We start from the raw sequence: 24,553 nt of genomic DNA on the forward strand, positions 1-24,553 counted from the left end.
GGTTTAGGTTTGAAGCCGAAAGGGGCTGCTTCTCATGTTCAGACGTGATTATTTAATGCGACAGATTGAACAATTGACTGTGGTACTGCATCGGATTCTTTTTAATAAGGAACATCTTCCCATTGAGGATGCACAACGAGAGCTAGATGAAGCAAGCCGCCATCTACTGGGTTTGAATATTCGTTCGCTCCAATCTCTATCCAGTAAGGATATTCTAGAGTTGCTATCTTACCATGGAAGCATCGATACGGCGAAGGCGCTTGTGATCAGCGATATGTTGGTTGGGCAAGGTGATTTACTTCACCGGCATGATGAAAAAGGCGATGCTTATTGGGCATACCTAAAGTCGGCAGATCTTCTTTTACATTTATCCCTGTCCGATGAGGTTGAGCCGCAGGATGAGGTGAATGAGGAGATTGGCACCCGACTTGCCAAGAGCTTGGACCATCTACAGGGCTGGGAACTCCCGGAGGGGCTGCAGCGGCTGCTTTTTGCCCATTATGAAAAGGTTAGCAATTACGCGAAGGCGGAGGATGCCTTGTTTCATTATATGGAGGACTATCCTGAGAGATCGGAAGTACCGCAGATGGGCATTCTTTTTTATGAAAAGCTATTGCAGGTGGAGGACGCGCAGTTAAATGTGGGTAATTTCAGTAAGGAAGAAGCCATTGAGGGGTTACGCATCATACAACAGAAGCTGCAATTATAGACGTTATTAGGTTGAAATTATAATCACAACGCTGAAGGTGTGGAAAAAATGGCTTGGTACCAAGAAAGTTTTGGAAATGATTACTTACTTGTTTATAAACATAGAGACATGCAAGGCGCTTATCATGAAGTGAAGAAGATGATCAGTTGGCTTGAGCTGGAGCAGGGCGCACAAATTTTGGATTTATGCTGTGGGATGGGGCGGCATTCGATGGCGCTTTCGGAATGTGGCTATGTGGTGACGGGGGTCGACTTGTCTGAAGTCCTTTTGAAAGAGGCAATGAAGCTGGATGCGGATGGGCAAGTGACTTGGATTAACGGAGATATGCGGCATGTACCGCTAAGTAAGTCATTTGATGCCGTTGTGAATTTATTTACGTCTTTCGGCTATTTTGATGAGGATGAGCAGAATGAGAAGGTCCTTCATGAAATGCATCGTTTGCTTAAAAAAGAGGGGCGCTTCATTATCGATTTTTTGAATCCCGTTTATGTGAAAGCGAATTTGGTTTCGCTATCTGAACGGCAGGAAGATGACCTCACGATACGTGAGACGCGGGTCATTGAGGATGGTTGCGTGCGTAAGCGAATCATGATCTCGCAGCCAGGCGAACCCGATCGTCATTATTTGGAACAGGTTAAGCTCTATGAACGTTCGGAATTTGAGGCGATGCTGCAAAAAGCAGGCTTACATATTGATCATGTTTTTGGTGATTATGAAGGTCAAGCTTATAAACAGGATATCTCGAGTCGATTGATTTTTGTAGGACATAAGGAAGGATGACAACGCGGATATGAACGTCGTGACCATACATACAGATGCAATTATACAAGTAAAAGTACCGCTGCCTTTCCCGCTGCGCTGGGTTAATGCGTACCTGATCCGCGGCAGCCGCGGATACACCGTGATTGATCCGGGGCTGCATACCCCGGAAGCGGAGGCGCTCTGGGAGCAGGTGCTCCAAGAGCAAGGGATCGCGTTCGAGCACGTGGAACAAATCGTGCTCACCCACCACCATCCCGACCATTACGGGATGGCCGGTTGGTTCCAGGAGCGCACGGGCGCGCCGGTTCTCCTCTCGGAGACCGGATACGCGCAGGTGCAGCTTCTGTGGGGCGCCGAGCAGCCGATGTCTCAGCTGCTGCTGGAGCTCTTCACTCGGCACGGGTTCCCCGCAGCCGAGCTGGACGAGATGACGAAGCACATGGTGAGCTTCGTCGAGCTCGTGTCCCCGCAGCCGCAGGTAACCCTGCTGCGTGAAGGGCCTGTGCGCCTCGGCGACCGCGTCTATGAAGCCATCGAGACCCCCGGCCATGCCGCGGGGCATCTCGTCTTCTACGACGCAGAGGCGCAAGTGATGTTTTGCGGCGACCACGTCCTGCCGCAAATCTCGCCGAACGTTTCCTTCCTCCCGCAGGTGGAAGAAAACCCGCTCGGCGCGTATCTGCACAGCCTGCAGGAGATCGGCAGGCTGGAAGTAAAGATGGCTTACCCGGGGCACCGGGAGCCATGGCAGGGCTTCAGCGCACGCGCCTCGGAGCTTGTGCGCCATCACCATGAGCGGCTCGCGCTCATGGAAGGGCAGCTAAGCGCGCCGCAGAGCGCTTATGAGGTGTGCCGGGCGACGTTCGGCGACCGGCTGAGCATGCACCAGATGCGATTCGCGCTGTCGGAGACGATCGCACACTTGATCCTGCTGGAGGCCGAAGGTCGTATCCAACAGGTGGATCCAGAAGCAGACCGCGTGTATTACGTCGCAGCGGCTTCCCAATAAACAAAATCCCTGTCCAACGCATATCGTCGGACAGGGATTTTTTCATCCTCTGATATTCCAGATGCCGCGAGTTCGAGCCTAACCACGCCGTTTCAGATTTGCCTTCAAACCATTCTCTTTCATAATTCTACCGACGAATCGCTCGGATAATACCCAGCCTTCTTGTCTCAGATACTCTGTAATTTTAGGGCTGCCATACTTACCGTCGTAGTCACGAAAGAGCGAAATAATACGATTTGTCAACGCTGCGCGACGCTTTTGATAGCTGTTCTCATCTGCTTTGCCAAGCAGCCATTTATAGTAACCGCTTCGAGAAACCTGAAGTAGCTTACACATTTTCTCTACTGAGAATTCGGAGTGGTGGTCTTCAATAAACTGGAACCTCTGTTCCTTTGATTGGCTTTGAATGAGACACTCTGTTTTTTGTGCGAATTCTGCATGATCCCTTTGTAATTCTGCTCCCATTGGCGTACCTCTTGAACGTTATTCTTGTTTATTCTTGCTCACTTTCTGATCTACCTCTTGTTCCCATTTCCCACTTACTTTACCGGCTTACTATACGTCGGCGTATTATTATGCGCCAGCCGCCCACAAGCAGCAGCGACAATCCCGCATACCATATCATCGATGAACGTGTTGCACTTTCCGTCTGTATGGTCGCTGTCGAGCCGCTCAATGATCCCGATTTTCTCTTTATCGAGATAGCCGAAATTCGTGAGCGCAATGGTTCCGTACATAAGGGGGACTGCGGTTGCGATGCTTTCATCGACGCCGAAAAGTCCTTCATCCATCGCCACAATGTGATTGTACTGCGGATTGAATTCTTTGGCTTCGACGGCGGTATCGATTTTGATTGCGAGCTGAAGAGCGTGGAACGTTTGCTGCTTGCGCAGAACGGCGAGAATATGTTCCTCGCAGAGGCTGCGGGGCATATCCGGATTGTAAGGACGTTGCAATTGATCGAGAATATCGACCATATCATCTAGGAGTACACCGCGTGCTTCTAACATTTGAAGGTTCCGTTTGGTGTAATCAATTTTCACATTATCCGAAATAATCACACTGGCCGTAGACGCTACAATCGCACAAATCCCCTTGGAGATGAAGGATTTAGGTCGTTTTGTCGGAAAAAAGAAACGGAATTTGCAGTCGATGAAGCCGAATAGCGAAATAGCACCGCTTCCATAGAGCCCGCAAATCGACATCGCAATTGTCCTATGGACATTATAGGCAGGATCTTTCATGCTAGCTAAAAGTTCGGCATCGTGTTTCACCTTTTTTTGAAGCTCCATCAAGGTGGACATGACATTGAACGTTTCTGTTTTACTTAGGACACCTAATAGGGTGGTTGTGATCAAGTCTGTGGGGATTTTTTTGATGCCTTTAATTTCAACGAGCAATCTAGCAACAGCTTCCTCAATGACAGCTTGCGGGTAGTGACTGAAAACCTCATCACGAAACTCGTTGAAAATGAGGGTCTTTTCCTTCAGAAATGTTCTCATCACAAGCACCTCCTAGTTTATATATAAGAGTTGGTATTTTTCACAGGACTAGCCAGCTATAAGATTTGATAAGGCTGGTATTCAGTATAGCATATGAGAGGAAATTGACGAAGATTGGGTACTTTTTACATGGAAAAAGGGGATCATCTGAAATCTTTACAATTTATCTAAACGTGGACAAAAAGTAGTTATAAATCGGACAAAGCCCCGTATACATAGTAATACGAAAAAGCATCGTACAGGCCATGCAAATAGCGAAAACGCGAAGGAGGAAAAAAGCAAATGAAACATCAACAATGGGTTCGTTCAGCCGCTTTAGCGGGGGTGATTGTTCTGATGACCACGGGATGTTCGGTATTGGGCAGTGGAAAGAAGAGTGACATCGATGCGCCTCCGACAACGGGGGCAGAAGTAGATGCACAGACGACATCGGCTGCTGTTACCATTGACATGAAAGATGATGTAACATCACAAATGACGGTTTATGTGGAAGATGCCAAAGGCTTTGTCACACCAATCAGTCTTGCCTTGCCGAAAACAGTTTCTGTGGCTAAGACAACGTTGGAGAACATGGTGGACGGCGGTCCAGAAGCAAGCTTATTGCCAGCGGGCTTCCAAGCGTTGCTGCCTAAGGGAACCAAGGTCATTAGCCTGAATGTGACGGCAGACAAGCTTGCCATCGTTGATTTCTCGAAGGAATTTCTCAATTACGATGTGAAAGATGAGCGCAAAGTTCTTGAAGCCATTACCTGGAATTTGACGAGTTTTCCAACCGTAGAGAAGGTCCAACTGCGTGTAGATGGCAAGGATCTGAAGGAAATGCCGAAAGGCAAGACACCGCTGGATGTGCCTCTCGCACGTTCCATGGGGATTAATCTTGAGAAAGCGGAGGATGCAGAATTTGGGCAATCCACGCCTGTTACGCTCTATTTCCTCAATCAAAATGATCAAAATTATAAGTATTACGTGCCTGTGACACGCCTTGTGAAGCGTACAGATAATGTGGCTCAAACGGTTGTTGATCAGTTAATTAAAGGGCCTGATTTGAAGAAAGGGCTTAGCGCCGTTCTCAATAAAACGACTGTCGTGAAAAGTGTGAAACCAGGTGAAGGCCTCATTACGGTTGACTTCTCGAATACCTTGTTAGGTGCTGATCAGAAAGCTTCAGCGGATGCTTTGCAATCGGTCATTTTATCCTTAACGGAGAATACGACCTTTAAACAAGTTCAAATCAAAGTGGATGGGGCTGTGAAGATTACATCTACCGATGATCAGAACTATAATAAGCCTGTCCTTCGTCCCGCCCATATCAATCCTGCTAAGTTATAAAAGGATTAGAAAACCGCAAGCCGCTTGGTAGCTTCTCTGTTAAACAACAGGGGAGTAATCAAGTGGCTTATTCTTTTTAAAATAGTAAAAAATGACATAACTGTTTATTCCCTCAGCAGCAGGATGCTTTTCCTTCACTTGTTTGTTACAATGGGTCGTATGGATTAGAGTTTTCGATGGAAGTTACAGGAGGAGAAAGACATTTATGAGAATTGGCGGAAGAACGGATCAAGAATTACGACCTATGCAAATAACCCCTCATTATATAAAGCACGCGGAAGGCTCGGTCCTCATTGAGGTCGGAGATACGAAAGTGATTTGTACAGCTACAATAGAAGAAAGAGTACCTCCTTTTATGAAAGGGCAAGGCAAAGGCTGGGTAACAGCGGAGTATTCGATGCTGCCGCGTGCTACACAAGTTAGAAATCAACGTGAAGCGGCCAAAGGTAAGCTAGGTGGACGGACGATGGAAATTCAACGTCTAATTGGACGTGCACTGCGTTCCGTTGTTAACCTGGAAGCACTTGGCGAAAGATCAATCACACTGGATTGTGATGTGATTCAAGCGGATGGCGGCACGCGTACAGCGTCCATTACCGGAGCCTTTGTTGCGATGGCTTTTGCGATGAACAAGCTCGCCACCGATAAGAATCTAGCGAAGTTTCCGATCAATGATTTTCTCGCTGCAGTAAGCGTTGGTGTCATTGGTGATAAGCCGAAATTAGATCTAAACTATGAAGAGGATTCCAAGGCCAAAGTGGATATGAACGTCGTGATGACGGGGCAAGGTCAATTCGTTGAAATACAAGGAACTGGCGAGGATGCCCCTTTTTCCCGTAAGGAGTTAGATGAATTACTTGCGTTGGCGGAAACAGGTATTAACACGATGATTGAGGTGCAGTCCAGCGTACTAGGCCCGATTGCAGATCGTATTCGAGGTGCTCAGCATGCGGCTTCAAAGTAATTTTGTTGTCATTGCCACACGAAATGAGGGTAAAGTGAAGGAGTTTGCTAAGCTTTTCGGAGACAAAGGCTATAAGGTCCGCAGCTTGGCAGACTATACGGATTTGCCGGAAATCGTGGAAAGCGGCAAGACGTTTGCCGAAAATGCCCGGATCAAAGCCCAGATTATTTCGGCGCATCTTCATGTGCCTGTGCTAGCGGATGATTCTGGTCTCTGTGTTTCTGCTCTAGGTGGTGATCCAGGTGTATATTCCGCTCGCTACGCGGGGGAGGATGCTACGGATGCGGATAACAACGCAAGGCTTCTACAAGCTTTACTTGCGCTGAAAGACCAAGCGGAACTAACTGTCGGGGAAGGGCATCCGAAGCTGTTAAGCGAGGCATCTTTTGTGTGTGCCCTTACGTTGATAGATCCCGTCGCGAATGAAGTCATCGAAGCTGAGGACATCTGCCAAGGGTACATCATCCACGAGGGGCGCGGAGAAAGCGGCTTTGGCTACGACCCATTGTTCTACATTCCTTCACTGGGCAGAACAATGGCTGAACTAACGATGGAAGAAAAGAATGAAATGAGCCACCGGGCCAAAGCGTTGCGTTTGTTTCTAGACCAGCTTCCGGATCAAAGTAATTAAAAAAAAGACCTGCAGCCGTGTAAGTAACGGATGTAGGTCTTTTTATCTTTACCTAATTGAAATCTTATAAGTCCGCAGCCACATATCCACTTGAGCCAAATAAGCGAATAGCTGAGGTCCTGTCATTAATTGACCAAACCAAGGCAGATCGAAATCATTCGACTCCGAGCTGGCGAGTGCGCGAATCTTTTTCACATCGATGAAGGGCAGGAGAGGAGAGGAGGGATCATCCAGAATTTCCAGCACCCATTTGCGAACGGCCGTTAAATAATTGGGGTTATGGGTCTTCGGATACGGACTTTTCTTCCGCGTCAGCACATCTTCAGGGAGCACACCGCGTAACGCTTTTCTCAAAATGCCTTTTTCCCGATCTCCAGATGTTTTGATCTCCCACGGAATGTTCCACACATACTCAACAAGCCGATGATCACAGAAAGGAACGCGGACCTCGAGGCCAACGGCCATACTCATGCGATCTTTGCGGTCAAGTAAAGTAGGCATGAATCGTGTAATGTTCAAATAAGACATTTCCCGCATGCGATTTTGCGCTTTCGTTTCCCCAGCCAAGCGAGGCACCTCGCTTAAGGCTTGCTGATACCGATTGTTCACATACTCGACCGGTTTGATCCAGTCCACGAAGTCTGGGGCGAGCAGGTCGACCCGATTCGCCAACTTCAAGGACCAAGGGAACGTGTTCGCTTCCAGCGCTTCTTCATTGTGGAACCACGGGTACCCACCGAAGATTTCGTCGGCAGCTTCGCCAGAGATGGCAACCGTCGCTTCCTTTTTAATTTCGCGGCAAAATAAATAAAGAGACCCATCGACATCGGCCATCCCTGGGGTATCACGAGCCAGTACGGCAGCTTTCAGCGATTCGACGAGTTCAGGTGTGTCAAATTCAATATAATGGTGCTCCGTGCCCAGATGGTCAGTCATTCGCTTGATCCAAGGCGCATCCGAATTTGGTTGGAAAATGTTCGCTTTGAAATGCTTGTCATTGTCCTTGTAATCGACGGAGAAGGTGTGGAGCGGTCCTTTCCCGCTTTCTTTGTAATGACCGGCAGCAAGCGCCGTCAGAGCGCTAGAATCCAGCCCGCCAGACAGAAGGGTACAAATCGGCACGTCGGAGACCAATTGGCGTTCAGAGGTGTCACGTAGAAGCTGTTGAACTTGCGCAGCCGTACCGGCGATATCATCGGGGTGTTGGTGGCTTTCCAGCTTCCAATAGGTCCGAATGGAGAATCCATTGCGGTCGAATATAGCGAAATGGCCGGGCTTCAACTCCGACATGTTACGATAGATTCCGTGACCTGGTGTTCGTGCTGGACCTACTGCGAATATCTCTGCAAAGCCCTCAGCGCCAACCTCCGCTTTGAAATCGGGATGTGCAAGGATAGCTTTCGGTTCAGAACCAAAGAGCAGCACGCTGTCTTGGTGCGAGTAGAAAAGGGGCTTAACGCCGAGTCTATCCCTCACGAGCAGGAGTGATTGCTCTTGGTCATTCCAAGCGGCGAAGGCAAAGATACCGTTGAGGCGGTCGATACAAGCTTTTCCCCACTCGATAAAAGCTACCAGCAGCACTTCGGTATCACAGGTCGTACGGAAGTGATGGCCGCGGATCTCGAGTTCTTTTTTTAACTCAGGAGCGTTATAAAGTTCGCCATTATATACGATAGTATACGTATAGTCGCCTTGTTTGCGGACCATCGGCTGAGCGCCGTTCTCCGGATCCATTACACTTAGGCGTCGGTGTCCAAGGGCACAATGCTGTGAAATCCAGGTACCTGATGCATCAGGTCCACGCAGGTGGAGCGTTTCCGTCATATTTTCTAGAATGGACGGGTACCCGGTTAAGTCTTTCCGCCAATCTATCCAACCCGTTATTCCGCACATAGACGTTCCTTCCTTTCTTCTGAAGAGAGCATAATGATAAAGGGTATGCAAATGGCAGGTATTAAATGTCTGTCCAGAAGGCGGCGACTAGAAGGAGGACGGCGCTTTTTATGGGGGCTGTTTAAATTTCGACCCAGCGAGACATTCTAAAGAGGTAATGCCATTCTTTCTTCAGGAGGCGAGTGCTCATGGATAGTCATTTCATTAGCAAGCTGCATGAGAAGCAGAGGAAAGCCGAGAAGAATAAAAGGACACAAGGTGACGGTCAGACAGGCAAGAATTTGCCTCACAAGATGCACTAACGTCGTTTGGCATGAGCAAGAGCCTGCAGGGAGAAATCCCTGCAGGCTCTTTGTTTTCATAGATTCTTCTCATGCTGGAAGTTGGAGAGAATACCCAGCATAGTCTGGATAGCTTTTTTTCATACTAATGAAGCTTTCATTCTAGCATAGAGGAGTTGCTGACCATGGGAAAGAAGAAAAGCATGATGCAGAAGACGCAAAGCGCCATCGATAACTCGAAGCAATCATCCCGCATTCAGTCGAATCTAGATTCAACAGAGCCGGGGCGCCATCAACCAAATAGGCCATCCGTATAAGGCAAATGTAAGTTGAAGCACCCCTGCTGAGGAGGTTTAGGGGCGCTTCTATTTGCATGCAAAGATCTTAGCTTCCACTCAGGTACACGTGGGATAAATATAAAAAGACCGCGATTTCTCGCGGTCTTTCTACTTGCTTGACGTCCCAGGAGGGATTCGAACCCCCGACCGCACGCTTAGAAGGCGTGTGCTCTATCCAGCTGAGCTACTGAGACATAGGTCACTTCTTACCCCGCGGACATGATCCGTGTGGCGAAGCAAGAGTTATAGTATCATATCGAATTATAGGAAGTCAACACTTTTTCAAATATTTATTTTTGCAATCATTTGGGGGATGGAGTAAACTGTCACAAGCGAGACCACGAACAGAGGTGATTCCTATGCCAGACTCTATGATGGATAATGTTGTCCTTTTCCCTAAAACAGAGAAGTTCTACGAAGACGAGTTAACCAAATTACTGCGGACCGAGCAGTATCAAGAAGCACTGGAGATGCTAACATTCCTCCTGCAATTTCCGAATGTGGACACGATTAAATCTGATCAGTGGGAGGCGCTCCGGCACTGGCTGCTTACCATGTTTCCAGAAACGGTGTTCCCGCCATCTTCGGTTGAGGAAGAGGATTCGGAAGAAGAAGCCAACTTATTACGACAGTACATACTTGATAAAGCTGCCTCGGATGACGGGGCATTTGTTCGAAAGCTGCAAACGATGCTTCAAGAAGGAACGCTGGAAGAACAAGTAAGTGCCCTGGAGCAGCTTGCATTTATTGAGCAGCTCGAAGTCAGTCAATTTGTTCGTACTTGGCTCTGTGAAAGGCCCAGACACCCGCATCTTCAATTCAAAGCACTTCAGACGCTGAAACAAATGGGAGAGCAGGGGCTGATCGAGTTTCCCAAACATGGTAAAACCGTTCTCGTTGAAATCGAGGAAACGCCTCTCGCCGCGGAGGATTTTCCATTGCGGATTCGTGATATGATTCGCAGAGTCGGGGACATTAGTGAAATAAGCCAGCCTGACTTTGTCTACTTTGCGACACAGACTTGGCAGGAATTTCTTGCCTATGCGTATGGCACCGCGATCTACACGGAGCTGCTTAGAACGGAAGAGAGTGCGGTGGACGTGTGGGCTTCCGCGCTGCATGCAATTCTACAAGAAAAGTTGTTTGGAACAGTTGATCGAGAAGAATTGCTAGATACATATGGAATTGTCGATGCGATGACGCTGCAGTGGAAGCGGGCACACAACGTATTGACAGCTTTTGTGAAGCAATTTAGCCCAGATCCTACCTAGGAAACAAAGCCCGCCTTGAAATGAAAATGTTATATGGTATAATAGAATGGTTATAATGAGCTTAACGTGAAAAATATATGTCATGATACATTTTTGGAGGGGAAGGCATAAAATGAAAGCAAGTTGGGAAAAAATAGAGAAGAACGTTGGCGTTCTTGAAGTTGAAGTTGGGGCAGAACGAGTTGCAGATGCTTTGGATAAAGCATTTAAAAAGGTATCAGCGAAAGTGAATGTTCCAGGATTCCGTAAAGGAAAAGTGCCACGTTCTATCTTTGAAGCTAAATTTGGCGTTGAGAGCTTGTACCAAGATGCGATCGATATCATCTTACCAGAAGTTTACGTTGAAGCGATTGAAGAGGTTAAAATCGAGCCTGTTGATCGTCCTGAAGTAGACGTTGAGCAATTTGGTAAAGGTCAAGTTATGAAGTTCAAAGCGAAAGTAACTGTGAAGCCTGAAGTAACGCTTGGCGATTACAAAGGTATCGAAGTTGAAGCAGTTAACGCTGAAGTTTCCGAAGAAGAATTGAATGAAGAGCTTGCACGTTTGCAACAACGTCATGCTGAATTAGTCGTTCTTGAAGAAGGACAAGCTGCTAACGGCGACGTCGTTGTTCTTGATTTCGAAGGATTCGTAGACGGAATAGCATTCGAAGGCGGGAAAGCAGAGAAGTATTCTCTTGAGCTTGGATCCAACTCCTTCATCCCAGGTTTTGAAGATCAACTCGTAGGTCTTGGTAAAGGCGAAGAGAAAGATGTTAACGTAACTTTCCCTGAAGAATACCAATCCGAAGAGCTGAAAGGCAAAGCAGCTGTGTTTAAAGTGAAAATTCACGATATCAAACGCAAAAACCTGCCTGAGCTTGACGATGAGTTCGCGAAAGACGTAAGCGAGTTCGATACGCTTGTTGAGTACAAAGCTGAGCTTCAAAACCGTATGCAAGAGCGTAAAACGAAAGATTCCGAAGCTGCTCTTGAAACAGCGGTTGTTGAGAAAGCTGCAGCAAACGCAGAAGTTGAAATTCCAGGTTCGATGGTTGAAGCTGAACTTGAAATCATGGTAAAAGAATTCGAAAGACGTCTACGCTCCCAAGGTATGACACTTGAGATCTACTACCAGTTCTCCGGTCAAAACGAGAGCGCATTGAAAGAACAAATGAAAGAAGATGCTGAGAAGCGTGTTCGTAACAACCTTGTTCTTGAAGCGATCGCAGCTGCAGAAAGCATCACAGTATCCGACGAAGAAGTTGACGCGGAACTTGAGAAGTATGCACCGTCTTACCAAAAATCAACAGCTGAGCTTCGTGAACTGTTCGCTTCAAACGGCAGCCTTGAAGGACTTAGCAATGACCTAGTAATCAGAAAAACGGTTGATTTCTTGCTTCAAAATAGCAAGCATGTTTCCGCAGCCGTGTAAATAAGGTAAGTAAAGGCACGTACGTAAGCAACGTGCCTTTCTTTTACCCTAATTTACGTCTAAACTCCGTAGTACATACGTATTACCCGCCTACATAGCTCTTTCAGAAAAATGACATTGTTGTTCAATCGTGTTAAACTGTAACTGAATCTCATTTGAGAGAACATGGCTATTGCCGCAAAAGGAGTTGGTACAATGAGTCTTATTCCTATGGTTGTAGAACAAGAGGCTCGTGGGGAGCGTTCCTACGATATCTACTCGCGTTTACTTAAGGACCGCATAATCTTCATCGGGACCGCTATTGATGACGATGTGGCTAATTTGGTCATTGCCCAGCTGCTCTTTTTATCCGCCCAGGACCCTGAAAAAGATATTCACTTATATATCAACTCACCTGGTGGGTCTGTTACGGCTGGAATGGGTATCTTCGATACCATGCAGTTTATTAAACCGGATGTATCTACGATTTGTGTAGGTATGGCCGCAAGTATGGGGTCTTTGCTGTTAACAGCAGGAGCCAAAGGTAAGCGATACGCGCTGCCGAACGCAGAAGTAATGATACATCAACCGCTCGGCGGTGTTAGAGGTCAAGCAACTGATATCAAGATCCATGCGGATTGGATTATCAAGACCAAGCATAAACTCAACCAGATTTACGTGGACCGAACGGGACAGCCGCTTGAAAAGATCGAAAGAGACACCGACCGAGATAACTTTATGAGCGCTGACGAAGCGAAGGCATACGGGTTAATCGACGAGGTTATCACTCGAAACGACTTGAAATAAAGGAGTGATCCCATGTTTAAATTTAACGATGAAAAAGGCCAACTCAAATGTTCCTTTTGTGGAAAATCCCAGGACCAAGTTCGTAAACTTGTTGCCGGACCGGGAGTTTACATTTGTGATGAATGCATAGAGCTTTGTACGGAAATCGTGGAAGAAGAATTAGGACATGAAGAAGAGCTGGATCTGAAGGATGTTCCGAAACCGAAAGAAATTCGCAATATTTTGGATCAATATGTTATTGGTCAAGAACAAGCGAAGAAATCATTGGCTGTAGCGGTATATAACCACTACAAACGGATCAATTCCCAGAACAAGCTCGAAGATGTTGAGCTTCAAAAAAGTAATATCGTTTTGCTAGGGCCAACAGGTAGTGGTAAAACACTTCTTGCGCAAACCCTTGCCAAAATTTTGAATGTGCCATTTGCCATTGCAGATGCAACTTCCTTAACAGAAGCGGGTTACGTAGGTGAAGATGTGGAAAACATCTTGCTGAAGTTGATTCAAGCTGCTGATTATGATGTTGAAAAAGCAGAGCGCGGCATTATTTATATCGATGAGATCGATAAAGTTGCACGTAAATCCGAGAACCCATCCATTACACGTGATGTTTCCGGTGAAGGTGTTCAACAAGCGCTTCTCAAAATTCTTGAAGGCACAGTAGCTTCCGTACCTCCACAAGGTGGACGTAAGCATCCGCATCAAGAGTTTATTCAAATCGATACAACGAATATTCTGTTTATTTGCGGCGGAGCTTTTGACGGCTTAGAGCAAATTATCAAACGCAGAATCGGTAAAAAAGTGATCGGCTTCAGCACAGATGGCGCGAAAGTTGATTTGAAACCAGGTGAATACCTATCTATGGTCCTTCCAGAGGATCTATTGAGATTCGGATTAATTCCGGAGTTCGTAGGCCGTTTACCGGTGATTTCAACGCTAGAACCGCTTGATGAAGCAGCGCTTGTGCGTATTCTTTCCGAGCCTAAGAACGCGCTCGTTAAGCAATATCAGAAGATGCTTGAGATGGATAACGTATCGCTTGAATTTGATGCAGAAGCGCTTGATGCGATTGCCAAAGAAGCGATTAAACGGAATACAGGTGCGCGTGGTCTGAGAGCGATCATTGAGAGCATTATGCTTGATGTGATGTTCGAAGTTCCTTCAAGAACTGACGTATCTACTTGTGTCGTTTCCAAAGAAACGGTTCAAAATAAGATCACGCCTGTTTTGACGACCAAAGAAGGCACTCAACCTTCCGGTAAGAAGAAGGAAGAAAGTGCTTAAACCATAATTTTATAAAATAACAGGCAGCCTCCAATCCGATTTCCATTTCTGGGAATTGGAGCGGAGGATGTTTGGTGTCATGGGGAGAGAAACCAACATGTTCCATAGAAAAGATACGAGACCCGTACGCGTAGGCGATTTGACGATCGGCGGCAGCAACGAAGTGATCATGCAAAGCATGTGCACAACAAAAACAGCTGACGTGAAAGCGACCGTTGCGGAAATTCTTCGTTTAGAAGAAGCAGGCTGTCAGCTCGTGCGTGTGACCGTAAACAATAAAGAGGCTGCTGAAGCAATCAAGGAAATCAAGAAACAAATTCATATTCCACTTGTCTCGGATATTCATTTTGACCATCGTTTAGCGCTTGCAGCGATTGAGAATGGTATTGACAAGGTACGTATTAATCCAGGTAATATCGGCCGACGTGAGAAGGTTGAAGCTGTTGTTAAGGCTTGTAAAGAACGCGGTATCCCAATTCGCATTGGCGTTAACGCGGGCTCACTCGAGAATCATCTGCTAGAGAAGTACGGTTACCCTACACCAGAAGCTATGGTAGAGAGCGCGTTGTTCCATATTAACATCCTGGAAGAACTGGATTTCCACGATATCATCGTGTCACTGAAGGCTTCTGATGTGCCGATGGCAATCGCCGCGTATTCCCTGGCTGCGAAATCGTTTAATTATCCGCTTCACCTTGGTATTACAGAGGCTGGAACCCTCTTTACAGGCGCTGTGAAGAGCGCTGCAGGGATTGGAACGCTGCTTAATATGGGGATCGGTAACACACTGCGTATTTCGCTTAGTGCGGACCCTGTTGAGGAGATTAAAGTCGCTAGAGAGCTGCTCAAAACTTTCGGCTTAATTACGAATGCAGCGACCCTTGTTTCTTGCCCGACATGCGGCCGTCTAGATATCGATTTGTTCTCGATCGCCAATGAAGTCGAAGACTACATCGCTAAGATTAAAGTGCCGATTAAGGTTTCTGTATTAGGTTGCGCGGTGAATGGGCCTGGTGAGGCGAGAGAAGCGGATATTGGTATCGCGGGTGCTCGCGGCGAAGGTATGTTGTTCCGTTACGGGGAAATGATTCGTAAAGTTCCTGAAGCCGAGCTGTTAAGCGAGCTTAAGAAGGAAATTGATATTATTGTGGCTGCCTATGAGCAAACTGGCGTTATTCCAGGTCGTAAACAACACTAATTATAAAAAATGTAAACAAGCCGTTATAGATTCTCTTTTGAGGTCTTTAATGGCTTTTTTATGTCATAATAGTTTCTACATGGGTTTACAATAACATTTTTCGCCCTAAACGCACCCGTCCTTGAAGGACGCGTAGGCGTTTATTTGGCATGCGCATATTTGTGCAAGAAGAGAAGCATAATGAGTGAAACTGGAAAGCATGCTCAATTTCGGCAAGACTTTCTACAACCATGAGGAGGCGTAGAGAATGAAGGTGTATCCAACGTATAAGGGGCTGCGAAAGGTGGCATTTACACTGATTGCCGGCTCTATTTTGCTCGTTAATCCAGGTTATGTTGGAGCTGAACCTGGCGTAATCCCACAGCAGCCAGAAGGCGTTGCAACGAAGAAGATAGCCATTGTGATTGATGATTTTGGAAATAATATGAATGGTACCGCAGAGATGATGAAGCTGCCTATTCCGTTCACAGTGGCTGTAATGCCTTTCCTGCCTTCCACGAAGCAGGATGCTCAACTTGCACATGACAGAGGGCTTGAAGTGATTCTGCACCTGCCTATGGAGCCTGTAAGAGGCAAGAAGAGTTGGTTAGGTCCAGGCGCAATTACAACAGACTTGTCCAGCGAAGAAATCCACAAGCGGATTGTTGCAGCCATTGATGATGTTCCTTATGCAATCGGCATTAATAACCATATGGGCTCTAAGGCAACTGCAGATGAAAGAGTAATGAAAATATTGATCGAGATTTGCAAAGAGAGGAACTTGGTTTTACTCGACAGCAGAACCACACCAAAAAGCCTGATTGGCAAAATTGCGGATTCCCGTGGAGTCCCACATGCCGATAATCAGTTATTCTTTGATGATTTGTATACGTACAGCCATATTAGCAAGCAAATGGTTAAATTAAAGCGATTAATTCATGAGAAAGACGAAGTTATCGCGATCGGACATGTAGGCCCTCCTGGCAAGAAGACAGCCCAAGTAATCAATGAAGCAATTCCTGCTATTCAAAAGGAAGCTACCTTTGTCACTATTTCACAAATGGTCAAATAAATACTATTTCGGATGCGTCATCGAGAAGTATTGATCCACAGCCTGTGTAATAGCTTTGGCGAGCTTTGTTTGGTGGTGACTTTCACCCAGCAGCTTTCGATCTGATCGATTGGATAGAAATCCAAGCTCCACGATAACGGAAGGGCATTTGGTGTTCTTGAGTACATAATATTTCTTGCCAAGAACAGGAAGCTCTTCCGTCCCATAGACACGGTTTAATGATTCTTGTAGGAGGCTGGCAAGCAAAATGCTATCCGATTGATTTTGATAAATAACGAGCGGCCCGCGTGTACTCGATTTTTTGGACCAATTAATATGCAAGCTAAGCATCATACGCGGTTTGATTGTATTTGCAAGCCCAGAACGCTGCGCAAGATCCTTTCGGTGTCTGCCCCCGTATGACCACTTGTTGTCATCGCTAAGAGCATAATCTTCGGTGCGATTGATAATAACGCGATATCCCCTTTTTTGAAGATACTTATATGTTTTTTTGGCGATTGCAAGATTCATATCTTTTTCTTCTATTGTTCCAAACATGGTTCCGCTATCTATGCCCCCATGCCCTACATCCAGAATAATATCTGCGTTCGGTAACAATGGATCATCATTAGCAGCTGCAGCTACTTGCGAGTTGGGCACACAAAGAATTATGGAAAGTACAATCATCAACATGTATTGCTTCAATCCCGCCACATCCTTTTGCAAATATCTATGCTTATCCTTCTTCCGCAGGCAGGCTATCATACGTCATGCAAAAGTTTGCATGGATTGGATTAACCTTCTTTTACACGGGAATAATGGAAGTTATGAGAAAAGCGGAAATGTGATCAAGTCAAGCGCATAATTACGCACAATTGAAGATGACAGTGTATAAGGAGGTTCAACACATGAGTTTAAGTATTATTTTAATGGTGATTCAAGTGTTTTTTGCCGTCGTAATTGGGTTGTATTTCTGGAATTTGCTACGAAATCAACAGACGAATCGGTCTGCCGTCGATAGAGAGTCCAGGAAGGAATTGGAGAAATTACGTAAATTAAGATCGATTTCACTATCCAAGCCCTTATCGGAGAAAACAAGACCTTCTTCTGTGCAGGATATTGTTGGTCAAATTGAAGGTTTGAAAGCCCTAAAGGCAGCTCTTTGTGGACCAAATCCGCAGCATGTGATTATTTATGGCCCTCCAGGTGTAGGGAAAACGGCTGCCGCGCGTGTCATCTTAGAAGAGGCTAAGAAAAATCAGGAATCACCTTTCCGTCCAGATTCCAAATTTACGGAGATTGATGCAACAACAGCACGCTTCGATGAACGAGGAATCGCAGATCCACTAATTGGTTCGGTTCATGATCCGATCTATCAAGGAGCTGGCGCGATGGGAGTGGCCGGCATTCCTCAACCTAAACCTGGTGCGGTGACGAAGGCGCATGGCGGCATTTTGTTTATTGATGAAATCGGTGAATTGCATCCGACACAAATGAACAAATTATTAAAGGTGCTGGAAGACCGCAAAGTCTTCTTAGAAAGTGCCTATTACAGCTCAGAGGATACGAATATCCCTGGGTATATTCATGATATATTTCAGAATGGACTGCCGGCGGATTTTCGCTTGGTTGGAGCAACAACTCGTACACCTAGTGAAATACCTCCTGCGATCCGTTCCCGTTGCTTAGAAATTTTCTTCCGTCCGCTGCTTCCTAATGAGGTAGGCGAAATCGCAAGAAAAGCTCTGGATAAAATTGGCTTCAAAAAATGTGAAGATGCTGTTCAAGTCGTTACGAAATATGCAACGAATGGCCGTGAGGCTGTGAATGTGATTCAACTGGCAGCGGGCATTGCCTTGACTGATAAGCGTGATGAAATCACCGCGGCCGACATTGAGTGGGTCGTAAATTCTTCCCAAATTCCGCCAAGACCTGAACGGAAGATTCCTGCGCACCCGCAAATTGGCTTCGTAAACGGCTTAGCCGTATATGGTCCTAATTTGGGCACACTGTTAGAGATTGAAGTAACAGCTATCCCGATAGCCGTTGCCGGTACGGGGAAATTCAATATCACAGGTGTTGTCGATGAGGAGGAAATGGGTGGAGGCTCTCGAACGATCCGCCGCAAAAGTATGGCTCGCGGTTCTGTAGAAAATGTGCTAACTGTCCTACGTAAGCTTGGTTTCAACACATCCGATTATGACCTGCATATTAATTTCCCAGGCGGAGTGCCGATTGACGGACCTTCTGCAGGTATTTCAATGGCTACCGCAATAGCGTCCGCCATACATAAAATACCTGTCGATAACAAGCTAGCGATGACTGGCGAAATGAGCATCCATGGCAAGGTGAAACCGGTAGGCGGCGTCGTGGCTAAAGTAGAAGCAGCATTCCAGGCTGGCGCTACGAAAGTCATCATTCCTAAGGAAAATTGGCAAGCCATGTTTGTTGATTTGCCGGGCGTTGAAGTCGTGGCTGCCGACACGATCGAGGAAGTGCTTGCTGCTGCGCTGGGTATTGAGCTGCTAGACAATGTTATACCGCTGCCTTTCGCCGTGGAGAGAACGGTGCCAACTTCCACTTTACCCATTCTACATGCGAATCCACAGCATACAATTGACTCTTAACAGGTGTTTTCAGCGATCTTACACGTCGTGTTAACTGTCAATTGGTGTTTTGTTTGGAGTTTTGTTAAAATGTAAAGGGCAACGAAGGGAGAAAATCCCACTTAGATAATTGATGGTGAATAGTCACTTTTCATCGCTCAATAATCCCGACAGGAGACACTTTGAACGCGCTGTTCAAAGATCCCAACAAGGAGAGACTTTGAATGCCATTTGTTCAAAGATCCCTATAATTGGAGGTGCAGAGGATGGGACCTGGAAAAATGAAGGTGCGCAGATTACCGTTATTGCCTCTTAGGGGACTGCTGGTCTATCCGAGCATGGTTCTACATTTGGATGTAGGACGAGAAAAATCGGTGAAAGCACTCGAACGGGCAATGGTGGATGACAGCATGATTCTCCTCTGCTCTCAATCAGAGATCAACATAGAAGAACCAACCAAAGAGGATATTTATCGCATCGGAACCATTGCCAAAGTTCGCCAAATGCTCAAGCTGCCGAATGGCACAATTCGGGTATTGGTAGAAGGCGTGCTGCGTGCAGAGATCGTAGAGTATTTGACGAATGACGAGTATTATGAAGTCACGGTGAAAGAGTTGCCTGAGCAAGAAATCTCAGATCCTGAGATTGATGCCTTGATGCGTAGTGTACTTAGTCAGTTTGAGCATTATATTAATCTATCGAAAAAGGTAACACCGGAGACACTTGCTGCGGTATCTGATATCGATGAACCTGGTCGCTTAGCAGACGTTATTTGTAGTCATTTATCGCTCAAAATCAAAGATAAACAGGACATTCTCGAGACCGTTGATGTGCGCGAGCGGCTCGAGAAAATGCTTAATATTTTGAACAATGAGCGTGAAGTGCTGGAATTGGAACGGAAGATCAGTCAGCGTGTGAAGAAGCAAATGGAGAAGACGCAGAAAGAATACTATCTCCGCGAGCAGATGAAGGCAATTCAGAAGGAGCTTGGGGATAAAGAAGGTCGTGCAGGTGAAGTCGATGAGCTGCGCAACCAACTGACCGAAGCCGAATTACCGGATAAAGTACGCGAGAAGGTCGAGAAAGAGATCGATCGATTGGAGAAAATGCCAGCAACCTCAGCAGAGGGTGGGATTATTCGCAACTATATCGATTGGTTGTTAGGCTTACCGTGGAACAAGCAAACGGATGATGATTTAGACCTTAATAAAGCAGAAGAGATCCTGAATGAGGATCACTTCGGTCTTGAGAAACCGAAAGAACGAGTGCTGGAATACTTAGCCGTTCAGAAGTTAGTCAAGAAGCTGAAAGGTCCGATTCTTTGTCTAGTGGGTCCTCCAGGTGTAGGTAAAACATCCATTGCACGTTCCATTGCTAGATCCATGGGAAGACAATTTATTCGCATTTCGCTTGGCGGCGTCAGAGATGAAGCTGAGATTCGGGGCCACCGTCGTACCTATGTGGGGGCAATGCCGGGTCGAATTATTCAAGGTATGAAGAATGCCGGCGCGAATAATCCTGTTTTCTTATTAGATGAAATTGACAAGATGGCGATGGATTTCCGAGGTGATCCGGCCTCAGCCTTGCTTGAAGTTCTGGATCCCGAACAAAATAGCACTTTTAGTGATCATTTCATTGAAGTACCGTTTGACTTGTCCAATGTGATGTTTATTACGACAGCGAATGCTGTGCATAATATTCCTCGTCCTCTGTTAGATCGGATGGAGGTTCTCTACATTCCCGGTTACACAGAGATTGAGAAGCTTCAAATTGCGAAGAAGTATTTGCTTCCTAAACAGAAACGCGATCACGGTCTAGAGGAAGAGCAACTCGTCGTCGATGAGGCTGCTCTGATGAAGATCGTGCGTGAATATACACGGGAAGCAGGTGTGCGCAATCTTGAGCAGCAAGTCGCGGGTATGAATCGGAAAGCGGCGAAGAAGATTGTGTCTGATCCTGCAACACCTGTTCACGTTACAGAAGAAAACTTGAAGGATTATTTAGGTCCTGTGAAGTTTAAATATAATGTCGCGGAAGAGAAGGATCAGATCGGTGCCGTCACTGGGCTTGCTTGGACGGAAGTGGGAGGCGATACGCTCGTCATTGAGGTCTCCGTACTGCCTGGTACAGGTAAGCTGACCTTAACGGGTAAACTGGGTGATGTGATGAAGGAATCCGCGCAAGCGGCATTCAGTTATACACGCTCACGCGCAGATGTGCTCGGTATTGCTGCTGATTTCCATGAGAAAAATGATGTGCACATTCATATTCCAGAAGGTGCTATCCCGAAAGATGGTCCTTCTGCAGGTATTACAATGGCAACGGCACTCATTTCTGCTTTGACGAACATTCCTGTCTCGCGCGTTGTAGCCATGACCGGTGAAATTACCCTTCGCGGGCGTGTGCTTCCGATCGGCGGCCTGAAAGAAAAGGCGCTTGCCGCGCATCGCGCAGGTATTCGAACGATTCTTCTTCCTCAGGACAACGAGAAAGACATTATCGAAATTCCAGAAAGTGTCCGCACGGAGATGACGTTCATTCCCGTCAGTCATATGGATCAAGTGCTGGAACATGCACTTATCAAAAATAAGCCGACAGCTAACGTCGGATCGACTTAGAAAGTAGTTGACCATCCATGAAAGTCAATCAAGCTGAGTTTGTCATCAGCGCGGTTGGACCTAGCCAATATCCAGAGGATGCCTTGCCAGAGATAGCGCTGGCAGGGCGTTCTAATGTCGGGAAATCATCACTCATTAACTGTTTGATTTCACGCAAAAATTTAGCTAGAACCAGTTCTCAACCGGGCAAAACACAAACACTGAACTATTATAAAATTAATCAGGACTTATATTTCGTCGATCTTCCCGGATACGGCTATGCGAAGGTTTCCAAAACCAAGCGAGAGCAATGGGGTAAATTTATTGAAAACTATTTATTGAACCGTGAGCCTTTGCGCCTTGTTATGCAGCTAGTCGATCTCAGACATCCACCGTCTAAAGACGATCAAGCGATGTATGAATGGCTCAGACATATGGATGTTCCTGTGCTTGTTGTTGCGACGAAAGCGGACAAGATTCCGAAGAGCCGTTGGGCGAAGCATATGAAAATCGTACGAGAAACGTTGAACATGGACAAAGGGGTACAGCCTCTTATGTTCTCATCGGAGCTGGGTCTCGGTAAAGATGAACTGTGGGGGATCTTAGAGCAAGCTATTGCTTACGGTGAACCGCAGCCACAGATTGAAGAAGAAGCCGTCCCTGTCTCAGATCCGCAACCGTCCTAATCGCAGGACGGTTTTTTGCGTAAAATGGGGCTTAGCGGTGAAAGAGAGAGGAAATCCAAAAGAAGCATACAGGAAAGCGAGGTAATCTGGGGGAAATTTGATGGCATTCCAGTATTCCAAGGTTTTTTCAGAATATTTGGCTGATTATCATGAATTGCCGGCAGGAATATTCATGGCTCATGTAGTATAATAATAAACAAGGTAATAGTTAATGGCTTGAAAACAAAGAATCGAGGGATTTTTATGGCACAAAGGTTAGCGACTGAATATGTCAAAACCTGCCTCCAGTTAACAGAAGCCGATATGTTGAAGTTTTTTCAAATGTTTGTGGACCATCAGGTGACACTGCAAGTCAAAGTTTTGGAAAATGGGAACCAAGAGGTTGTTTTCCAAGATGGCGAAGGACAAGAAATTGCCCTCTCATTTGAAAAAAAATCGGGCCTATATGAATGCACAGGATCCTGCAGATTAAGTAATACCTTACTAGCTAATTTAATGCGTAAAGCGGTATCCGAGTTCAAAGGAAGCGCGAAGGTCAATCGGATTTACCCTAGCTACACAATGGTTTATTATTATGAACGCGGAACCGTTGTGAAGATCGAGGAAATCAAAGGTACGTTGTTAACGATTATTTATGAACACAAAGATACCATTGGTCTCATGCAGATGATGTTCCAGAAGAGAGAAGTTGAGCAAGAAATTGAGATGATCCATGATCAAATCAATCATCTTCTTGATTTGCGTAACATGCTGCAAGAACGGGAAGAACACCAACAGATCGACATTCGCCTCAATGAGCTTACCCATCGGTTGTTCGTTTTGGAGGCATAATCACCCATACATGTATACATTCTTAGGGGACCCATTTTTGGGTCTCTTTTTGTTTTGACGCACATGTGACGGCATAACTACATAATTTAGATATGGCGTCATTGTGACATCAGGCGCTTGGCAAAAAAAACTATTGCAATTATCGTCGATAGATGTTATTTTTATTCTCGTTGAAACAATATAGGAACCAGGATTCACTCAGGACATTGAATGTTGCGAGAGATTATACCCTCGGGAAGTGAATGACGTAGGTCCTAGCGGATGAAATTTTTTCTACACATTTTATTCCTAGGAAGGGGGAACCGAAAGATGGAAACAGAATACTCAACTTTCGGAAGACACGTTGCTGTTGATACTTGGGGGGTAGATTTTGAACTTCTGAACAATGCAGAATGGCTGCAAGCTCAGATGGTTGAAGCTGCCGAGGTATGTGGAGCAACTGTTCTATCTGTACAATCGAAGCAATTTGAACCACAAGGTGCAACAGTACTTGTTATGTTGTCCGAGAGTCATCTCTCCATTCATACTTATCCTGAGAGAGGTTTTGCCGCGCTTGATTGTTATACATGCGGTGAGACAGTCGACCCTCAATTAGCAATCGACTTTATGGTATCCGTACTAAAACCAGAAACATTCTATGCGAAGAAACTTGTTCGCGGAATGGGTGAACTACAAGTAGAAACTCCTGAAATAAAGCAAGCAGAGCTTGTTAAATAAAATCTGCCTATCTCAATAACGATAACCACGGAGAAATCCGTGGTTATTTGTTTGTTTACTGACCCATACAATGATATTGGCGATACATGTCCAATTTACTTGGAGTGGGGGAAGGAAGTTGAAACAAAAACTTATTAGAAAAGCAATCCTTTATGGCGTGGTTCTCTTTCTAATCATTTGGCCCATTTATCAACTAACGCAAATGTTTGGTTCTCCTAAGGAGGATCACGATGCGACGCATCTACTTTTTCAAGTTTCTCTTTTTCAAATGGAAATCGTGAAAAGCAGCTTAGAGTCAGCCGCGCAAAGCAAAAACACGAATGATCTGGACGCCGTTAAACAAGCTTTGTACTCAGCCGAATACACCCATGAGCGATTGGTACTCGCGGCAGGCGGGAACGATGAATTAACACCGTTGACTTTCATGAGTCAGCTAACCCAATATGTACAAAGGCTGCAGCTAGGTGGAGCAAGAACGTTGAAGGCAGACGAGCTGCAAACGATGAAGGAAACGCAAAAGGAATATAACGATATGTATGCCGTCTATGAAGTAATGATGGCTTCCAATGGCCATATCATTTCATCACAAAATGCCAAGTTAACTGAGCTCGATCGCAATCTCACAACCTTTTTAAGAAAAAAAGGGCTGCAATGAGGGAACTTGGTAACCGGAGGTATAGAGGAGCTTAGAGCTGTTAAAACTAACGATCAGTACCTC

General features: G+C 46.0%; 24 protein-coding genes and 1 tRNA gene. 20 read left to right on the forward strand and 5 right to left on the reverse strand.

Annotated elements, in window-relative coordinates; genetic code table 11:
- Positions 1 to 34 precede the first annotated feature (34 nt).
- The 3 genes from A8709_RS07710 to A8709_RS07720 are packed head-to-tail and all read left to right on the forward strand — an operon-like array spanning position 35 to position 2,480.
- A complete protein-coding gene (locus A8709_RS07710; protein WP_065851698.1) occupies positions 35 to 709 on the forward strand; it encodes a DUF6483 family protein in 675 nt (224 codons plus the stop codon).
- Positions 710 to 757: 48 nt separating this feature from the next.
- Positions 758 to 1,489: a class I SAM-dependent methyltransferase gene (locus tag A8709_RS07715; RefSeq protein ID WP_065851700.1), complete on the forward strand. Its 732-nt coding sequence runs from the start codon at positions 758 to 760 to the stop codon at positions 1,487 to 1,489.
- A 10-nt stretch (positions 1,490 to 1,499) separates the two neighbouring features.
- Positions 1,500 to 2,480, forward strand: coding sequence for an MBL fold metallo-hydrolase (locus tag A8709_RS07720; protein WP_065851702.1), 981 nt, complete (start codon positions 1,500 to 1,502; stop codon positions 2,478 to 2,480).
- Between the two features lie 78 nt (positions 2,481 to 2,558).
- Here A8709_RS07720 and A8709_RS07725 read toward each other — a convergent pair whose 3' ends face one another.
- Complete coding sequence (locus tag A8709_RS07725; protein WP_065851704.1) at positions 2,559 to 2,945, reverse strand: IS3 family transposase; 387 nt, start codon at positions 2,943 to 2,945, stop codon at positions 2,559 to 2,561.
- A gap of 74 nt (positions 2,946 to 3,019) precedes the next feature.
- A complete protein-coding gene (locus A8709_RS33580; protein WP_084224743.1) occupies positions 3,020 to 3,982 on the reverse strand; it encodes a phosphatidylglycerophosphatase A family protein in 963 nt (320 codons plus the stop codon).
- 282 nt (positions 3,983 to 4,264) lie between these two features.
- Between A8709_RS33580 and A8709_RS07735 the strand changes: the two genes are divergently transcribed.
- From A8709_RS07735 to rdgB, 3 genes are all read left to right on the forward strand, one after another.
- Complete coding sequence (locus A8709_RS07735; protein ID WP_065851706.1) at positions 4,265 to 5,311, forward strand: GerMN domain-containing protein; 1,047 nt, start codon at positions 4,265 to 4,267, stop codon at positions 5,309 to 5,311.
- Positions 5,312 to 5,516: 205 nt separating this feature from the next.
- Positions 5,517 to 6,275, forward strand: coding sequence for a ribonuclease PH (gene rph / locus A8709_RS07740; protein ID WP_065851708.1), 759 nt, complete (start codon positions 5,517 to 5,519; stop codon positions 6,273 to 6,275).
- Positions 6,259 to 6,906, forward strand: a complete 648-nt coding sequence (rdgB, locus tag A8709_RS07745) for an RdgB/HAM1 family non-canonical purine NTP pyrophosphatase (protein WP_065851710.1) — start codon at positions 6,259 to 6,261, stop codon at positions 6,904 to 6,906. Before rph ends, rdgB begins: the two co-directional genes overlap by 17 nt.
- A 48-nt stretch (positions 6,907 to 6,954) precedes the next feature.
- Here the strand turns inward: rdgB and asnB are convergent, their stop codons facing one another.
- The gene (asnB, locus tag A8709_RS07750; RefSeq protein ID WP_065851711.1) at positions 6,955 to 8,799 is read right to left on the reverse strand and encodes an asparagine synthase (glutamine-hydrolyzing); all 1,845 of its coding nucleotides are present in this window, start codon (positions 8,797 to 8,799) and stop codon (positions 6,955 to 6,957) included.
- A gap of 188 nt (positions 8,800 to 8,987) precedes the next feature.
- Here asnB and A8709_RS33585 point away from each other — a divergent pair, with 188 nt between their 5' ends.
- Positions 8,988 to 9,101 (forward strand): DUF4023 family protein, encoded by a 114-nt coding sequence (locus tag A8709_RS33585; RefSeq protein ID WP_082593271.1) that lies wholly within the window; start codon positions 8,988 to 8,990, stop codon positions 9,099 to 9,101.
- A gap of 164 nt (positions 9,102 to 9,265) precedes the next feature.
- Positions 9,266 to 9,397 carry a hypothetical protein gene (locus A8709_RS35415; RefSeq protein ID WP_279615850.1) on the forward strand — a complete coding sequence of 44 codons (132 nt, stop codon included), beginning with the start codon at positions 9,266 to 9,268 and terminating at the stop codon, positions 9,395 to 9,397.
- 141 nt (positions 9,398 to 9,538) lie between these two features.
- Here A8709_RS35415 and A8709_RS07755 read toward each other — a convergent pair.
- Positions 9,539 to 9,612, reverse strand: a tRNA-Arg gene (locus A8709_RS07755).
- Positions 9,613 to 9,792: 180 nt separating this feature from the next.
- Between A8709_RS07755 and A8709_RS07760 the strand changes: the two genes are divergently transcribed.
- From A8709_RS07760 to A8709_RS07785, 6 genes are all read left to right on the forward strand, one after another.
- Entirely contained in the window at positions 9,793 to 10,689 is an 897-nt protein-coding gene (locus tag A8709_RS07760; protein ID WP_208607656.1) for a hypothetical protein, read from the forward strand.
- Between the two features lie 112 nt (positions 10,690 to 10,801).
- Entirely contained in the window at positions 10,802 to 12,103 is a 1,302-nt protein-coding gene (gene tig, locus A8709_RS07765) for a trigger factor (protein WP_065851716.1), read from the forward strand.
- A 195-nt stretch (positions 12,104 to 12,298) separates the two neighbouring features.
- On the forward strand, positions 12,299 to 12,889 hold the full coding sequence (gene clpP / locus A8709_RS07770; protein WP_065851718.1) for an ATP-dependent Clp endopeptidase proteolytic subunit ClpP: 591 nt from the start codon (positions 12,299 to 12,301) through the stop codon (positions 12,887 to 12,889).
- Between the two features lie 12 nt (positions 12,890 to 12,901).
- Positions 12,902 to 14,170: an ATP-dependent protease ATP-binding subunit ClpX gene (gene clpX, locus A8709_RS07775; RefSeq protein ID WP_065851720.1), complete on the forward strand. Its 1,269-nt coding sequence runs from the start codon at positions 12,902 to 12,904 to the stop codon at positions 14,168 to 14,170.
- A 97-nt stretch (positions 14,171 to 14,267) separates the two neighbouring features.
- Positions 14,268 to 15,368 carry a flavodoxin-dependent (E)-4-hydroxy-3-methylbut-2-enyl-diphosphate synthase gene (gene ispG / locus A8709_RS07780; RefSeq protein ID WP_065851721.1) on the forward strand — a complete coding sequence of 367 codons (1,101 nt, stop codon included), beginning with the start codon at positions 14,268 to 14,270 and terminating at the stop codon, positions 15,366 to 15,368.
- Positions 15,369 to 15,615: 247 nt separating this feature from the next.
- A complete protein-coding gene (locus A8709_RS07785) occupies positions 15,616 to 16,419 on the forward strand; it encodes a divergent polysaccharide deacetylase family protein (protein WP_065851723.1) in 804 nt (267 codons plus the stop codon).
- Between the two features lie 3 nt (positions 16,420 to 16,422).
- On the opposite strand, the gene A8709_RS07790 is transcribed toward A8709_RS07785, so the two are convergent.
- On the reverse strand, positions 16,423 to 17,103 hold the full coding sequence (locus A8709_RS07790) for an N-acetylmuramoyl-L-alanine amidase family protein (RefSeq protein ID WP_167357027.1): 681 nt from the start codon (positions 17,101 to 17,103) through the stop codon (positions 16,423 to 16,425).
- Positions 17,104 to 17,306: 203 nt separating this feature from the next.
- On the opposite strand from A8709_RS07790, the gene lonB reads away from it, so the two are divergent.
- From lonB to A8709_RS07820, 6 genes are all read left to right on the forward strand, one after another.
- Complete coding sequence (gene lonB / locus A8709_RS07795) at positions 17,307 to 19,025, forward strand: ATP-dependent protease LonB (RefSeq protein ID WP_084224745.1); 1,719 nt, start codon at positions 17,307 to 17,309, stop codon at positions 19,023 to 19,025.
- Between the two features lie 245 nt (positions 19,026 to 19,270).
- Positions 19,271 to 21,622 carry an endopeptidase La gene (lon, locus tag A8709_RS07800; RefSeq protein WP_065851729.1) on the forward strand — a complete coding sequence of 784 codons (2,352 nt, stop codon included), beginning with the start codon at positions 19,271 to 19,273 and terminating at the stop codon, positions 21,620 to 21,622.
- Positions 21,623 to 21,639: 17 nt separating this feature from the next.
- Positions 21,640 to 22,287: a ribosome biogenesis GTP-binding protein YihA/YsxC gene (gene yihA, locus A8709_RS07805; protein ID WP_065851730.1), complete on the forward strand. Its 648-nt coding sequence runs from the start codon at positions 21,640 to 21,642 to the stop codon at positions 22,285 to 22,287.
- A gap of 243 nt (positions 22,288 to 22,530) precedes the next feature.
- Positions 22,531 to 23,118: a non-ribosomal peptide synthetase module gene (locus tag A8709_RS07810; RefSeq protein ID WP_065851732.1), complete on the forward strand. Its 588-nt coding sequence runs from the start codon at positions 22,531 to 22,533 to the stop codon at positions 23,116 to 23,118.
- Positions 23,119 to 23,427: 309 nt separating this feature from the next.
- Positions 23,428 to 23,835, forward strand: a complete 408-nt coding sequence (gene speD, locus A8709_RS07815; RefSeq protein WP_056610310.1) for an adenosylmethionine decarboxylase — start codon at positions 23,428 to 23,430, stop codon at positions 23,833 to 23,835.
- Positions 23,836 to 23,953: 118 nt separating this feature from the next.
- Positions 23,954 to 24,490 carry a hypothetical protein gene (locus A8709_RS07820; RefSeq protein ID WP_065851734.1) on the forward strand — a complete coding sequence of 179 codons (537 nt, stop codon included), beginning with the start codon at positions 23,954 to 23,956 and terminating at the stop codon, positions 24,488 to 24,490.
- Positions 24,491 to 24,553 lie beyond the last annotated feature (63 nt).

The sequence above is a fragment of the Paenibacillus pectinilyticus genome (genome assembly GCF_001700435.1).
Classification (GTDB): Bacteria; Bacillota; Bacilli; order Paenibacillales; family NBRC-103111; genus Paenibacillus_E; species Paenibacillus_E pectinilyticus.